This is a genomic window from Streptomyces sichuanensis (assembly GCF_020328095.1).
GTDB classification, from domain to species: Bacteria; Actinomycetota; Actinomycetes; order Streptomycetales; family Streptomycetaceae; genus Streptomyces; species Streptomyces cinnamoneus.
The window spans coordinates 1-13,094 of the sequence record NZ_JAIXMK010000182.1 but is presented as its reverse complement, the minus strand read 5'-3'; the positions used below and the strand labels follow the sequence as shown (position 1 = coordinate 13,094).

Annotated in this window: 13 protein-coding genes; 2 read left to right on the top strand and 11 right to left on the bottom strand. The window is 73.2% G+C overall.

Features of this window, described 5'->3' with window-relative positions; genetic code table 11:
* Window positions 1–154: 154 nt before the first annotated feature.
* The 6 genes from LE181_RS30115 to LE181_RS30090 all read right to left on the bottom strand — a co-directional run bounded on the left by LE181_RS30115 (window position 155) and on the right by LE181_RS30090 (window position 4,200).
* Window positions 155–808 carry a histidine phosphatase family protein gene (locus LE181_RS30115; protein ID WP_225664687.1) on the bottom strand — a complete coding sequence of 218 codons (654 nt, stop codon included), beginning with the start codon at window positions 806–808 and terminating at the stop codon, window positions 155–157.
* Window positions 805–1,245 (bottom strand): ribosome silencing factor, encoded by a 441-nt coding sequence (gene rsfS / locus LE181_RS30110; RefSeq protein ID WP_225664686.1) that lies wholly within the window; start codon window positions 1,243–1,245, stop codon window positions 805–807. The genes LE181_RS30115 and rsfS overlap by 4 nt, the downstream gene beginning before the upstream one ends.
* A gap of 106 nt (window positions 1,246–1,351) precedes the next feature.
* Window positions 1,352–3,022: an LCP family protein gene (locus LE181_RS30105; RefSeq protein ID WP_225664685.1), complete on the bottom strand. Its 1,671-nt coding sequence runs from the start codon at window positions 3,020–3,022 to the stop codon at window positions 1,352–1,354.
* 57 nt (window positions 3,023–3,079) lie between these two features.
* The gene (nadD, locus tag LE181_RS30100) at window positions 3,080–3,691 is read right to left on the bottom strand and encodes a nicotinate-nucleotide adenylyltransferase (RefSeq protein WP_190110149.1); all 612 of its coding nucleotides are present in this window, start codon (window positions 3,689–3,691) and stop codon (window positions 3,080–3,082) included.
* 53 nt (window positions 3,692–3,744) lie between these two features.
* Entirely contained in the window at window positions 3,745–3,909 is a 165-nt protein-coding gene (locus tag LE181_RS30095) for a hypothetical protein (RefSeq protein ID WP_190110148.1), read from the bottom strand.
* A gap of 120 nt (window positions 3,910–4,029) precedes the next feature.
* Window positions 4,030–4,200: a hypothetical protein gene (locus LE181_RS30090; protein ID WP_225664684.1), complete on the bottom strand. Its 171-nt coding sequence runs from the start codon at window positions 4,198–4,200 to the stop codon at window positions 4,030–4,032.
* Between the two features lie 96 nt (window positions 4,201–4,296).
* Here LE181_RS30090 and LE181_RS30085 point away from each other — a divergent pair, with 96 nt between their 5' ends.
* Window positions 4,297–5,361: a M48 family metallopeptidase gene (locus LE181_RS30085; protein WP_225664683.1), complete on the top strand. Its 1,065-nt coding sequence runs from the start codon at window positions 4,297–4,299 to the stop codon at window positions 5,359–5,361.
* 9 nt (window positions 5,362–5,370) lie between these two features.
* Here the strand turns inward: LE181_RS30085 and LE181_RS30080 are convergent, their stop codons facing one another.
* The 5 genes from LE181_RS30080 to proB all read right to left on the bottom strand — a co-directional run bounded on the left by LE181_RS30080 (window position 5,371) and on the right by proB (window position 10,466).
* Window positions 5,371–6,447 carry an SCO2583 family membrane protein gene (locus LE181_RS30080; RefSeq protein ID WP_225664682.1) on the bottom strand — a complete coding sequence of 359 codons (1,077 nt, stop codon included), beginning with the start codon at window positions 6,445–6,447 and terminating at the stop codon, window positions 5,371–5,373.
* Window positions 6,448–6,609: 162 nt separating this feature from the next.
* Window positions 6,610–7,227 (bottom strand): SCO2584 family spore wall biosynthesis protein, encoded by a 618-nt coding sequence (locus LE181_RS30075; protein ID WP_225664681.1) that lies wholly within the window; start codon window positions 7,225–7,227, stop codon window positions 6,610–6,612.
* Between the two features lie 55 nt (window positions 7,228–7,282).
* Complete coding sequence (locus LE181_RS30070) at window positions 7,283–8,593, bottom strand: glutamate-5-semialdehyde dehydrogenase (protein WP_225664680.1); 1,311 nt, start codon at window positions 8,591–8,593, stop codon at window positions 7,283–7,285.
* 88 nt (window positions 8,594–8,681) lie between these two features.
* The gene (locus LE181_RS30065; protein ID WP_225664679.1) at window positions 8,682–9,134 is read right to left on the bottom strand and encodes a DUF8830 family protein; all 453 of its coding nucleotides are present in this window, start codon (window positions 9,132–9,134) and stop codon (window positions 8,682–8,684) included.
* A gap of 210 nt (window positions 9,135–9,344) precedes the next feature.
* Complete coding sequence (gene proB, locus LE181_RS30060; RefSeq protein WP_225664678.1) at window positions 9,345–10,466, bottom strand: glutamate 5-kinase; 1,122 nt, start codon at window positions 10,464–10,466, stop codon at window positions 9,345–9,347.
* A gap of 277 nt (window positions 10,467–10,743) precedes the next feature.
* On the opposite strand from proB, the gene LE181_RS30055 reads away from it, so the two are divergent.
* On the top strand, window positions 10,744–12,879 hold the full coding sequence (locus LE181_RS30055; protein WP_225664677.1) for a CDP-glycerol glycerophosphotransferase family protein: 2,136 nt from the start codon (window positions 10,744–10,746) through the stop codon (window positions 12,877–12,879).
* Window positions 12,880–13,094 lie beyond the last annotated feature (215 nt).

Genomic DNA, 13,094 nt, shown 5'->3' with positions numbered 1-13,094 from the left:
GCAGGCGCTCTACCAACTGAGCTATAGCCCCGCTGTTCTCGGTTCCCCCGGAGGTTTTCCCCCGCGTTCCCCGCGAACAAGAAGAACTTTAGCCTGCGACCTGCCCGGATGTGAAATCGAGCCCCAGCAGCCTCTCGGTGCGCATCGCGGGCCGTCAGTCGTCGTCACCGAGCACTGCCTCGGGCAGCGTCCCGGCGTTGTGCTCCTGCAGGCGCCAGCCGCGGGCGCCCTCGCCCAGCACGGACCAGCAGCAGTTGGTGAGGCCGCCCAGCGCCTCCCAGGAGCGGGCCTCCAGGCCGAGCAGCCGGCCGATGGTGGTGCGGATCGTGCCGCCGTGGCTGACGACGACGAGGGTGCCGCCGTCCGGCAGCTTGTCGGCGTGGGACAGCACGACGGGGGCGGCCCGGTCGGCGACCTCGGTCTCCAGCTCGCCGCCGCCGCGCCGCACCGGCTCGCCGCGCTTCCAGGCCGCGTACTGCTCGCCGAAGCGGTCGGCGATCTCGTCGTGGGTCAGCCCCTGCCACTCGCCGGCGTACGTCTCGCGCAGCTCGGCGTGGTGGGAGACCTCAAGGCCCGTGACGGACGCCAGCTCGGCGGCGGTGGCCACGGCGCGCTGCAGGTCGGAGGCGACGATCGCGTCCGGGCGCAGCGCGGCCAGCAGCCGGGCGGCCCGGCGCGCCTGGGCGACGCCGGTACCGGTCAGCTCGATGTCCGTGGTGCCCTGGAAGCGGCGCTCCACGTTCCATGCGGTCTGGCCGTGCCGCCACAGCACGATCCGGCGGCCCCTGCCGCCCGGGCGGCCGTTCAGCTCAGGTCTCCGTCCAGGTCGCCCTCGGCGGCCTGCGCCCGGGCGTGCTCCTCGGCCTTGCCACGGGTGGCGACGGCGTCGTCGGGCAGCGCGATCTCGGGGCAGTCCTTCCACAGCCGCTCCAGGGCGTAGAAGACCCGCTCCTCGCTGTGCTGGACGTGCACGACGATGTCGACGTAGTCCAGCAGGACCCAACGGGCGTCACGGTCGCCCTCACGGCGCACCGGCTTGGCACCGAGCTCCTTGAGCAGCCGCTCCTCGATCTCGTCGACGATCGACTTGACCTGGCGGTCGTTGGGGGCCGAGGCCAGCAGGAAGGCGTCGGTGATCGACAGTACGTCGCTGACGTCGTAGGCGATGACGTCGTGCGCGAGCTTGTCGGCGGCGGCCTGGGCGGCGGCCTGGATGAGCTCGATGGAGCGGTCGGTGGCGGTCACAAGCCATGCTTTCGTAAAAGGGTCAGTACCCCTCAAGGGTCTCACGACCCGCCGACAGCCCTCCTGGCCTTTTCCGCCCCGCGGGCGGGCGCGGGACGGCCCCGCCTCAGCCCTTGTAGTCCTTGCCCAGGACCACGGTGACGTCGGCGTTGCCCATGCCCTTGCCCTGCTTCACGGCCCGCTCCGGCAGCCCCAGCGTCTTGGCGACCTCCTTGGCCTCGGCGGCCCGGGCCTCGTCGGGGTAGACCACCGAGGAGGCCGCCTCCGGCGTGCCCACCGTGCCGCCGTCGACGTACGTGTAGCCGCCGTTGACGAGCGTGACCTGCGCGGAGCCCGCTGCGGCCGCGCCGCCTGTGGCGTTCTTCACGCCGATGCGGGGCGGGGCGTTCTTGTCGGTGTTCTTCACGGTGCCGCCGAGGACGTCCTTGACCACGGTGTCGGCCGCCCGCTCGCCGAGCGTCCCGTCGGACTGCACGGGCAGCGCCGTGGTCGCGTACGCGCCCTCCTTCGCCTTCTCCGCGAGGTGCGCCAGGGAGGCGCCCAGTTGCTGGACGGAGAGCGAGGGGTCGGGGATCTGGGCCAGCGACTCCACCGTGGTGGTGGCCGCCCGGGCGTCGCTGGACATCTTGCGCAGCACGGCCTGCATGACCTGCCCGAAGCGCGCCAGCGGCTTGCCCTGGTCCTCGCCGGGCCCGCGGTAGGTGGCGTACGCGACGGCCGTGCGGCCGCCCATCGAGCGCCCCTTGCCCCGCTCCACCAGGGGGCTGTCGCCGGGCTTGGCGCCGGGCACGGCGGTGTCGGTGTCGACGGTGATGCCGCCGACCAGCTCGACCAGGTTCTCCAGGTAGGGGGTGTCCAGCCGCCAGCTGCCCTTGATGTCGGAGCCGAGGAGCGTGTTCAGGGCGTCCCGGGTGCCGCCGGTGCCGGCTTCCTGGACGGACTTGCCGAGGGTGGTGGCCGTGCCGCCGTCCTTGGCGACGGCCAGCGCGTTCGGCACGAGGACCGCGGTGGCCTTCTTGGTGGTCGCGTTGTCGACGAGCAGGACGGTGGCGCTGTCCCCGCCGCGCGTCTGGCGCAGGTGCACGACGATGACGTCGCGCTTCTGTCCGCCACCGGCCGCGGACGGGGTCTTCTTCTCCTCGTCGCCGGAGAGCAGGAGCCAGCCGACGCCGCCACCGACGGCCAGCACGAGCACCACGGCGAGGGCGACGAAGCGGTTGCGGCCCTTGCGCTTGCGCTCGTCGCGCCGCTCGGTGCGGCTCTCGCTGAACTTGAGCCAGTCGATGACGTCCTCGGAGTCCTCGTCCGGCTCCTCGATGAACGAGAACTGCTCGGTGCGGTAGTCCGGGGCCGGCCGGGGCTCGGGGATCTGTGCCTCCGCCGGGGCCGCGGCGGCGGGCTCCGCGGGCGGCGCGTCCGCCTGGCGCGGGATCCACTCCTTCTGAACGGACGCCTGAACGGGCCCCTGGGCAGCGACCGGGGCCTGGGTCCGGGCCTGCGCCTGGGCCGCGGGCTGCTGCTGGGCGTACGGGTCGTACTGCTGCGGCTGCTGGTACTGCTGCTGTCCGTAGGCGTCGTACCCGTACGACTGTCCCTGCGGCTGTCCGTACGACTGCCCGTGCGGCTGCTCGTAGGACTGTCCGTGCGGCTGCTGCGGGAGGGGCTGCCCGTACTGGTCGTAGGCGCGCTCCGGGGCGTCCGGCCGGTACACCGGTTGCCCGTAGGCGTCGTAGCCGTACACCTGCTGCTGCGCGTACGGGTCCTGTCGGTCGTTCACCAGTGCCCCTCGGTGCCCATTGCCCATCGAGCCGGAGTCGGCCGTCGCCGATCGGCCTCAGCCGTCGTGACGGTACAGCTTGCGCTTGTCGATGTAGCGCACCACACCGTCGGGCACCAGGTACCAGACGGGCTCGCCCTGGGCGACGCGGGCGCGGCAGTCCGAGGAGGAGATGGCGAGCGCGGGGACCTCGACGAAGGAGACGCGGTCCTCCGGCAGCCCGGGGTTGGCCAGTATGTGGCCCGGCCGGGTGACGCCGATGAAGTGGGCGAGCGAGAAGAGCTCCTCGGTGTCCCGCCAGGTGAGGATCTGCGCCAGCGCGTCGGCGCCGGTGATGAAGAACAGGTCGGCGTTCTCGTTGAGCGCGCGCAGGTCGCGGAGGGTGTCCGTGGTGTAGGTCGGGCCCCCGCGGTCGATGTCGATGCGGCTGACCGAGAACTGCGGGTTGGAGGCGGTGGCGATCACCGTCATCAGGTAGCGGTCCTCGGCCGGGGACACCTGCTTGTGGCTCTTCTGCCACGGCTGCCCGGTCGGTACGAAGACCACCTCGTCCAGGTGGAACTGCGCGGCCACCTCGCTCGCGGCGACCAGGTGTCCGTGATGGACCGGGTCGAACGTCCCGCCCATCACTCCGAGCCGCCGCTTCACGGGCCCTGTCTGCTCTCCCATGCGTGCAGACCCTACTGGGCGCGTCGACACGCCGAAGCCCCAGGGACCGCCGGTCAGCGGTCGCGGTTGAAGCGGGTGGTGATCCAGAGCAGGAGCAGCAGGATGACCAGGGCGGCGCCGCCGGTCATGTACGGGCTGATGCTCTCGTGGGTGTCCACGTGGTGCTCGCCCTCGGAGGCGAGAGTGACGAGGGCGCTGTGAGCGGTGGTGAGTGTCACGTCGGCAGGACCTATCCGGGATGGGATCGGGTGGAGACTTCTGCCACATCGTATGCGGGCCCTTACGGCAAGCTCACGCCGACTCCACGCGTCGGCCCCGCGGGGGCCCCGCCGGCCGGGTCAGTCCTTGTTGCCGTACCCGCGCAGCAGGATCCAGGCCAGCAGGACGACGCCGACCACGCCGACGATCAGGACCGTGCGCAGCACCACGCCCGGGCCCTGGTCGCCCTTGGAGACGGCGAGGACCTCGGTGAAGCCGGGGTGGGTGGTGAAACCGTTGATGAGGGGCATGCCTCCCACGGTAACCATGCCGCGGCCAGCGCCTAGGCTGGGGTCCACGAGCCGGGGGACGGGCCAGCGACAAGCCCACTGAGGGGGTCTTTCGACATGAGCGAGCGCCACAGCGACAGCCGGGAGCAGGTGCCGGGCCGTGAACGCCGGCGGTTCCCCGGCATCTCCTCGCGCGCGTACGAGCACCCGGCGGATCGTTCCGCCCTGGTGGCGCTGCGCAAGCTGAGCGGCTTCGACACGGCCTTCAAGGCGCTCAGCGGGCTGCTGCCCGAGCGCAGCCTGCGGCTGCTGTACCTCTCGGACTCGGTGCGGGTGGGCGAGCAGCAGTTCCCCCACCTGCACACGATGCTGCTGGACGCCTGCTACGTCCTGGACATGCCGAAGGTCCCGGCGATGTACGTCACGCAGGACCCGCAGCCCGGCGCCATGTGCATCGGTCTGGACGAGCCGATGGTCGTGGTCTCCACCGGTCTGGTGGAACTGCTGGACGAGGAGGAGATGCGCGCGGTCATCGGCCACGAGGTGGGCCACGCGCTGTCGGGCCACGCCGTCTACCGCACGGTGCTGCTGTTCCTGACGAACGTGGCGATGAAGGTCGCGTGGATCCCGCTGGGCAACATCGCGGTGATGGGCGTCGTCACGGCGCTGCGCGAGTGGTTCCGCAAGTCGGAGCTGTCGGCGGACCGGGCGGGGCTGCTGGTGGGCCAGGACCTGCAGGCGTCCATGCGCGGCCTGATGAAGCTCGCGGGCGGCAACCACCTGCACGAGATGAACGTGGACGCCTTCCTCGCCCAGGCGGAGGAGTACGAGAAGGGCGGCGACCTGCGCGACTCCGTGCTGAAGATCATGAACATGCTGCCGCGCAACCACCCGTTCGCGGCGGTGCGCGCCGCCGAGCTGAAGAAGTGGGCGGAGAGCCGCGACCACCAGCGGATCATGGACGGTCACTACCCGCGGCGGACGGAGGACAAGGACGCCTCGGTGTCCGGCTCCTTCCGGGAGACCGCGAGCCACTACGCGGAGTCGGTGCGCTCCAGCAAGGACCCGCTGATGGGGCTCGTACGGGACCTGGCGGGCGGGGCGAGCGACCTGGGCGGGAAGCTGCGGGACTCCTTCGGCGGCCGTCAGGGCCCGCAGGGACCCCAGGGCCCGCAGGGCTAGGCCGGGCCGCTAGCGCCGCGGCGGGCTCGGCTGGGCCGACGGGGCGAGGGCGCCGCAGACGCGGGCGGTGTTCTCGCCGCCGGCGTACGGGTCGGTGCCGGCGGGAGCGGCCGGGTCGGCCTTCTGGCCGGCCAGCAGCGGCCGCAGGTAGGCGGCGTCGTTCGCCGCGCAGGACTCCGGTCCGGCCTGCAGCCGGCTCTGCAGCACCTGCACGTGGTGTTCCTGCAGGTCGTCGCGGTCGAAGCGGAAGTGCATGGTGCGCCGCACGGTGAACAGCGACGCCTCCTGGGGGCCCTTCGCCGGGCGGACGGCGTAGACGAAGGTGTGGTCGGAGGAGACCTCCAGGGCGGCCGGCGACGCCTCGGTGATGGTGAAGGTGCCCTGGGTGCGCACGGTCCGGTCGGCGAGGGCGACCTCGGCCGGGTCGAAGCGGATCAGCCAGCCGGTGGCGGCGTAACGGCCGTCGTCGGCGGGACGGTCCAGGCTGCGGTCGAACTGGGCCAGCTGGGAGGGGGCGAGCAGCAGGCGCACGGTGCGCTGGTTGCCGCCGGTGAGCACGGCCGGGTCGAGGGCGGACTTGACCGTGTACTCCTTGGCGGTGGCCAGGGCGGCCATCACCAGGCTCTCGGAGAAATTCTGGGTGCGCCGTGCGGCCGGAAGGGTGACGCCCTCGGCTCCGTCGCGGAACTGGGCGGCCGGGCTGTTGTCGAAGAGGTCCTTCACGGAGGCGGCGCCGGGCACCGGATCGCGGGGGGCCAGCGGCACCAGCGCGATGTGCAGCGGCTCGGCGGCGGGCGGCCTGGGCTCCTTGTAGGGGTGGCGCAGGCCCATGTAGACGGCGGTGCCGAAGGCCAGGGCGATGAGCATCACCAGCAGCAGGACCTGGCGCGAGGCGCTCACGCGCGCCCAGGCGTGCCGGGTGCGCACGGCGGGTGCGTGGTCGTCCATGCGCTCGCGGGCGGAGAACTCCTGGAGCCGGGCAGCACGGACGAACGATTCGTCGAAGACGACGGATCGGTACTCTTCCTCGCCGCCTCCCTGGGGGCCTTCGGGCGTGCCCTCAGGGGGGTCTCCGGGCCCGTTCATATCTCAAGAGTAGGTCTGCGGAGCCGCTGGTAAACGCGCTGGTACGCGACAAGTTCCGACGAAAATGCAAGCTGCCGTGCCGACCGCCCCGGGCCCTGGCCAAGGCGACGGCGTTCCGTTACGGGCCGGCGGCGGGTCACCGGCGGTCCCCATCGGTGACCCTCAGGGCCGGGGTGGTACGGCCGAGGCCACCGGAGGCTCCGAGTCGGCGGAGACCGACGGCAGCGGCGCCTGCCGCTCCCCCGCCGGGGCGTCCACGCCGGTGGTCGCGGGCGGCGGGGCCGGGCTCTGGCGGCTGCCGGAGGAGGCGCCGCGGTAGACGGCGGTGAAGGCGAGGGCGATCACGCCGATGCCCATCACCACCGCCAGCACCCAGGCCACCGGGCGGTGCCAGCGGGCGTGGCCGCGGTAGGGGCCGCGAGCGGTGCCGTAGCGGCCGTACGGGCCGTAGGCGTCGTCCGGGTCGAGGTCCCTGGTCAGGCCGTGCAGCTCGCCCGGCCGGGCGGGGTGACGGCCGCCCGGGGGGCCGCCCGGGGCGTCGTCGTACGGATCGTCGTCGGCGGGGCCGCCACCGGGCCGGGTCAGCGCGGCGTCGGCCTCGGCGCGCGCCCGGTCGGCGGCGAGCATCCGCTCGACCGCGGAGGGTTCGTGGACCGCGGCGGACCGCACGAACTCCTCGTCGAAGACCACGGAGGCGAACACGTCGTCCGCGCCTCCGTGGCGGTGGCTCTCGGGCTCCTCGCCGTCCGGGAACGGCCTGCCCCCCACGTCGTCCGGCACCCGTCCAGCGTAGACCCGAACCGGTCAATCCGCGCGGCCGGTACGGGAATTCGGCCTACCGGCCCCGGACGTGTCCGTCGCCGGTGACGATGTACTTGGTCGAGGTCAGCTCCGGCAGACCCATCGGGCCGCGCGCGTGCAGCTTCTGCGTGGAGATGCCGATCTCGGCGCCGAAACCGAACTGACCGCCGTCGGTGAACCGGGTCGAGGCGTTGACCGCGACCGTCGTGGAGTCCACCAGCTGGGTGAAGCGGCGGGCGGCGGCCTGCGAGGTGGTGACGATCGCCTCGGTGTGCCCGGAGGTCCACAGCCGGATGTGGCGCACGGCCGCGTCCAGGTCCTCCACGACCGCCGCGGCGATGTCGTACGAGAGGTACTCCGTCTCCCAGTCCTCGGCCGTCGCGGCCACGACCGTGGCACCCGTGTCCGCGGCCCCGGCCAGCTCGACGACCCGCTCGTCGCCGTGCACGGTCACGCCCGCCTCCGCGAGGGCGGCCAGCGCGCGCGGCAGGAAGCGCTCGGCGATGTCCCGGTGCACCAGCAGCGTCTCGGCGGCGTTGCAGACGCTCACGCGGCTGGCCTTGGAGTTGATCAGGATCTCCACGGCCATGTCGAGGTCGGCCTCGGCGTCGACGTACACGTGGCAGTTGCCCGTGCCCGTCTCGATCACCGGGACGACCGACTCCTGGACGACCGTCCGGATCAGCGAGGCGCCGCCGCGCGGGATCAGCACGTCGACCATCCCGCGGGCGCGCATCAGCTCGCGCACGGACTCGCGGCTCTCGCCCGGCACCAGCTGCACCGCGTCCGCCGGCAGCCCGGCCCCGCCCACCGCGTCGCGCACCACGCGCACCAGGGCGGTGTTGGAGGCGTACGCGGAGGACGAGCCGCGCAGCAGGACGGCGTTGCCCGACTTCAGGCAGAGGGCGGCGGCGTCCACCGTCACGTTCGGGCGGGCCTCGTAGATGATGCCGACGACGCCGAGCGGCACCCGTACCTGGCGCAGGTCGATGCCGTTGGGCAGCGTCGAGCCGCGCACGACCTCGCCCACCGGGTCGGGCAGGGCGGCCACGTCGCGGACGTCCTGGGCGATGGCCCGCACCCGCTCGGGGGTGAGGGTCAGCCGGTCGACGACGCTCTCGCTCGTGCCGGCCGCACGGGCCTTCTCGACGTCCTCGGCGTTGGCCTCGACGATCTCCCGGCTGCGGACCTCCAGCGCGTCGGCGATGGCCAGCAGCGCCTCGTCCTTCACCGACCGCGGCAGTGGCGCGAGCTCGGCGGCCGCGGCGCGGGCGCGGTAGGCGGCGCGCAGCACCGGGGACTGCGGCATCGGGTCGGCGAGGGGAGAGGGGAAGACACTGCTCATGGCCGCAGCCTAACCGTGGGGCGGGCCGCGGCCGAGCGGCATTCCACTCTGCGGGACGCGCGGGTCCACCCAGCAGGCGGCCGCGGCCTCAGAACGGGTGCACCCCCACCGGTGTGGCCGGCAGCGGGCCCCAGCCCTCGGCGATGCGCTGGTGGTAGGTCTCGCGGTCGATGACCTCCAGGCCCACGATCTCCCACGGCGGCAGCCGGGCCGTCGAGCGGTGCTCGCCCCACAGCCGCAGCGCCACGGCCGCCGCGTCGTGCAGGTCGCGCGCCTCCTCCCAGTAGCGGATCTCGGCGTGGTCGTTGGCGTAACGGCTGGTCAGCAGGAACGGATGGTCGTGGGCGAGCTGCTCCAGGGCCCGGCGCACCTCCCCCAGCGGCGCCTCGCCGCCCGCGACGCTGAGGGTGACGTGCCACAGCCGCGCGGCGTCGTCCTCGGCGGCTTCCTGTGCCGGCTCCCCCGTGTCCTGTGACCCGACGCTGGTCAGTGTCCGCCCAGCCGTCCCTCGGGGCAGCGCCCCCGGGCGCCCTCGTCTCACCGGCGGCCTCCTGTTGTTCGCCGCTCCGCGCGCGGCGGAGCCGTGGTGCGGGGGACCGTGCGTCCTCACGACCCCGGCGGGGCCGCGCGTGGTGCACGGCTCCCCGCATCAAAGTTGACCAGTCGGCGGGCGGCCGCGTGGCGGTTTTACGGAAAGGCCCCATGGAAAGGCTGTCCTTACCGGGCCTTTCTCGTCCTCGGCTAACGCTCGTCAGCGATGCAGCACGACGAGGTCGTCGCGGTGCACGACCTCGCGCTCGTAGCCCGGGCCCAGGTCGCGGGCCAGGTCACGGGTGGAACGGCCGAGCAGCTGCGGGATTTCCCCCGCGTCGTAGGTGACGAGGCCGCGCGCGACGGCCCGGCCGGCCGGGTCGCGCAGCTCCACGGGGTCGCCCGCGCTGAATTCGCCCTCGACCGCCGCGATGCCCGCCGGCAGCAGCGAGCCGGTCCCCTCGACGACGGCCCGCACCGCCCCCTCGTCCAGCGTCAGGGCACCGCGGGGGGTGGAGGCGTGGGCGAGCCACAGCAGCCGGTCGGCGGAGCGACGGCCCGTGGGGTGGAAGTACGTGCCGGTCGCCCGGCCGCGCAGGGCGTCCGCGGCCTGGCTGGCCGAGGTGAGGACGACGGGGATGCCCGCCGCGGCAGCGATCCGGGCCGCCTCCACCTTGGTGACCATGCCACCGGTGCCCACCCCGGCCTTGCCCGCGCTGCCGATGGAGACGCCCTCCAGGTCCGCGGGGCCCGACACCTCGGCGATCCGCGAGGTGCCCGGCGTGCTGGGGTCGCCGTCGTACAGGCCGTCGACGTCCGAGAGCAGGACCAGCAGGTCGGCGCGGACCAGATGGGCCACGAGCGCGGCCAGCCGGTCGTTGTCGCCGAAGCGGATCTCGTCCGTGGCCACCGTGTCGTTCTCGTTGACGACCGGCACCGCGCCCATCGCCAGCAGCTGGTCGAGCGTCCGGCGGGCGTTGCGGTAGTGCGCCCGGCGGCTGGTGTCGTCGGTCGTCAGCAGCACCTGGCCGACGCGACGGCCGTAGCGGGCGAAGGAAGCGGTGTAGCGGGCCACCAGGAGCCCCTGGCCGACGCTGGCGGCCGCCTGCTGGCGGGCCAGGTCGCGCGGGCGCCGGTCGAGCCCCAGCGGCGCCAGGCCGGCGGCGATGGCGCCGGAGGAGACCAGCACGATCTCCTTGTCCGGGCTCCCGTTCCCCCCGCCGCTCCCCAGGCTCTTCGCCAGGGCGTCGACGAGGGCGTCAACCCGGTCGGCGTCCAGTCCCCCGCCCGCAGTGGTGAGTGAGGAGGATCCCACCTTGACCACGATCCTGCGGGCTGCCATGACCTCTTGCCGGGCCGTCCGGTCCGCCCCTGCCCCTGTCAACGTACGCACACCTCTGTATCCACCGATGCCGTGCCTGTGGCCTTGTCTGTTCCGGCCCGCAAATCTACCCTCTGTCGATTGCGGTCGTTCGACCCTATTTTGTGGTGGTTCGTGTCGTGGAAGATTGCTCCTTGCCCGGCGACCGTCATACGGTCGGTGGTCGACCGTTGTCCTCCACAGTGTCTTCCGACGGTCTCCCCCCTTGCCCCAAGCCCTCCTGCCAGGAGCCCCTCCAGTGCCTTCTGCCGGAACAGCCTCCCGCCGAGCAGTGCAGCTCGCGGTGCTGCTCTCGATGCTGGTGTTCTTCGTACTCCAGCTCGTCGGCGCGCTGCTGCCCCATGCGCCCCTGCTGATCGCCGCCTCGGCGGCGGGCCTCGCGCTCGATCTCTACCTGCAGCACAGAGACCCCGGCCTCGTCGCCGTGCTCGGCAGGATCCGATTCGACGTCATGGTCCGCCAGCTGCTGCGCGACATGCTGGTCCTCGTCGGGCTGCTGCGGCAGCACGGCGACGGCTCGCTGCGCGGCTACGCGCCCCTCGTCGGCGGTCTCGCACTGTTCTACGGCGCGCACCTCGCCTGCCAGGTCACCGCGATCCTCGTCCGGCGCAGCCGCACCCTGCCGTTCGTCACCCGCAACATCGACGCCTCCGGCCTGCACCTGACCGCCGCCCCGCCGCGCCTGCTGGCCCGCCAGCACGGCCGCCGGCTGCTGCGCTTCGCGGTCCCGGCCACGGCGGGCCTGCTGGTGACGGCGGCCACGGAGGAGACGCTGTGGGGGGAGACCGGCATCGGCATCGCCCTCGCGCTCGCCGTGGCCGGCACGGTGCACCTGGCGAGCTGGCTGCGGCCCGCCAAACGCATCGCGGGCGAGCAGCAGGCGCTGGAGTGGCTGGACCGCTGGCTGGCCGCCTACAAGCCCACCGTCGGCATGTACTTCTCCGGCGGCACCAGCTCGGCCTACCAGGCCAACATGTGGCTCTCCACGCTCGCCGCGCTGGACGGCAAGCCGGTCATCGTGCTGCGCGAGCGCTTCATGGTGCAGAAGATCGACGCCACGGACGTGCCCATCGTGTGCATCCCGAAGGTCGTGCACCTGATGGCGCTGGAGAAGTCCTCGCTGAAGATGATGTTGCACCCGGCGAACTCGGGCAAGACCTCGCAGGTCCTGCGGATGCCGTCGATCAAGCACGCCTTCACCAACCACGGCGAGAGCGACAAGCTCTCCAGCTGCAACCCCTACGCCAAGGCGTACGACGAGGTCTGGGTCGCCGGGCCGGCGGCCCGCGAGCGCTACCAGCTCGCCGACATCGGCGTCGAGGACAAGGACGTCGTCGAGGTCGGCCGCCCGCAGCTGGCGCCGATCCGGCCGTACGCGGGCCCCCCGGCCGGCGCGTACACCACCGTGCTGTACGCCCCCACCTGGGAGGGCTGGGACGGCAATCCGGGCAACACCTCGGTGATGCTGGCCGGCGAGAACATCGTCCGCGCGCTGCTCGCCGACCCCGGGGTCCGGCTCCTGTACAAGCCGCACCCGATGACCGGCTCCGTCGACCCGCGCGCCGGGCAGGCCAACGAGCGCATCCAGGCGATGATCCGGGAGGCCAACGCCGCCCGCACCGGTGACCGCCCCGGGCCCGAGGCGGCCGCCGAGCTGGCCCGCCGCACGGCCGAGCTGGAGCGGGTGACCACCAGCTCCTTCCGGCACAGCGCGGACGAGATCGAGCGGATGCTGCTGCAGTCCACCCCGGAGCCGGGACGGGCCGCGACCGTGGAGGCCGCCATGAGCGACTGGGAGGCGGCGTACTGGGCCTCCCTGCCGGAGTGGGAGCACCAGATCATCACGACCGCCCGTCCGGCGCTCTACAGCTGCTTCAACGCCTCGCACCTGCTCATCAGCGACGTCTCCAGCGTCGTCTCGGACTACCTGATCAGCGAGAAGCCGTACGCGGTCGCCAACACCAGCGGCATGAGCGAGGAGGAGTTCCGGGCGGGCTTCCCGACGGTGAGCGCGGCCACGATCCTCACGCCGGAGGCCGAGGGCGTGGCCGGGCTTCTCGCGGCCGTGCGCGACCCGGCCCTGGACGGGCTCGCCGAGGCCCGTGCCGAGCTCAAGGTGCAGCTCCTGGGCCCCTCCGACCCGCCGTCGCTGGTCCGCTTCAACGCCGCGGCGCAGGCGCTGGCGGCGAAGGCCGACGAGCGACGGGCCCGGATGGACGCACGGGCAGCGGAATCTGACATCCCGGCACCGCGGGACGGGGTGGCGGCGACGGAGACCGTCGAGGCCCCCGAGACGGCCCCCGAGGCCGTCACCAAGGCCGTCACCGAGCCGGCGGAGGAGCCCGTGGGCTCCGTCAGCTCCGGCGTCGCCTGAGCGGCCGGCCACGGCGCCGTCCACCCGGACGGCGCCCCCGACACATGCCGAAGGCCCCCGGGAGGGAACTCCCGGGGGCCTTCGGCATGTGGACGCCGGAGCGGCGGGGCCGCGTGCGGACCCGGCGCGGGCGGCCGGGTGCGGACCCGACGCGGCCGTCCGGCGCGGGCGGCCGACGCGGGCGGCCGACGCAGGCAGCCGACGCAGGCAGCCGA